Here is a 1,160-nt window from a genome sequence, read left to right on the forward strand (position 1 = left end):
GCGGCGTAGACCTTGCGGTAGTCGTGGCCGCCGCGTTTGAGGTTCCAGATCTGGTCGTCGGTGAGGTCCGCGACGAGGTCCTTGGTGCGGGGGTCCTTGCCGAAGAAGTGTTCGCGGACGAACCCGCCGGACTCGGCCTTGTAGGTCTGGTAGTCCCCGTCGGGGGTTTCGTTCATGATCTTCACCAGGGACCCGTCGGTGTCGCGGGTGAGCAGATCGTCCCATTCCCGGCCCCAGACGACCTTGATCACGTTCCAGCCCGCGCCGCGGAAGAACGCTTCGAGTTCCTGCATGATCTTGCCGTTGCCGCGCACCGGACCGTCCAGGCGCTGGAGGTTGCAGTTAATGACGAAGTTCAGGTTGTCCAGGTTCTCGTTCGCGGCGAGCTGGAGCAGGCCGCGGGATTCGGGCTCGTCCATTTCGCCGTCGCCCAGGAACGCCCAGACCTGCTGGTCGGAGGTGTCTTTCAGGCCCCGGTTGTGCAGGTACCGGTTGGACTGGGCCTGATAGATCGCGTTCATCGGCCCGATGCCCATGGACACGGTGGGGAATTCCCAGAACTGGGGCATCAACCTTGGGTGCGGGTAGGAGGACAGGGCGTGGCCCTCGCGGGACTTTTCCTGCCGGAACCCGTCCAGGTCCTCCTCGGAGAGCCGGCCTTCCATGAACGCGCGGGCGTACATGCCCGGGGACGCGTGGCCCTGGAAGAAGACCTGGTCCCCGCCGCCGGGGTGGTCCTTGCCGCGGAAGAAGTGGTTGAACCCGACCTCGTACAGGGTCGCCGCGCCGGCGTAGGTGGAAATGTGCCCGCCCACGGCGATGTCCGGCCGCTGCGCCCGGTGCACCATGACCGCTGCGTTCCAGCGCATGTACGCCCGGTACCGGCGCTCGTATTCCTCGTTGCCCGGGAACGGTGCTTCCTGGTCCACCGGGATGGTGTTCACGTAATCGGTGGTGGTCACCATCGGCACCCCGACGCTCTGCGCGCCCGCGCGCTGCAGCAGGCTCCGCATGATGTATTGGGCACGCTCGGTACCCTGTTCCCTGATCAGCGCGTCCAGGGACTCAACCCACTCGGCAGTCTCTTCCGGATCATGATCAGGCAGCTGGTTAGTCAACCCGCTGAGGATATGGGAGGTATCTTCTCCTGCAGCCACGGG

Annotated in this window: 1 pseudogene; it reads right to left on the reverse strand. The window is 65.3% G+C overall.

The features are described 5' to 3' along the window. Nucleotides 1-1,157 (reverse strand): annotated as a pseudogene (locus tag G205_RS20405) (pyruvate dehydrogenase (acetyl-transferring), homodimeric type); the annotation flags it as partial. Nucleotides 1,158-1,160 lie beyond the last annotated feature (3 nt).

Source organism: Arthrobacter nitrophenolicus (assembly GCF_000332815.1).
GTDB classification, from domain to species: Bacteria; Actinomycetota; Actinomycetes; order Actinomycetales; family Micrococcaceae; genus Arthrobacter; species Arthrobacter nitrophenolicus.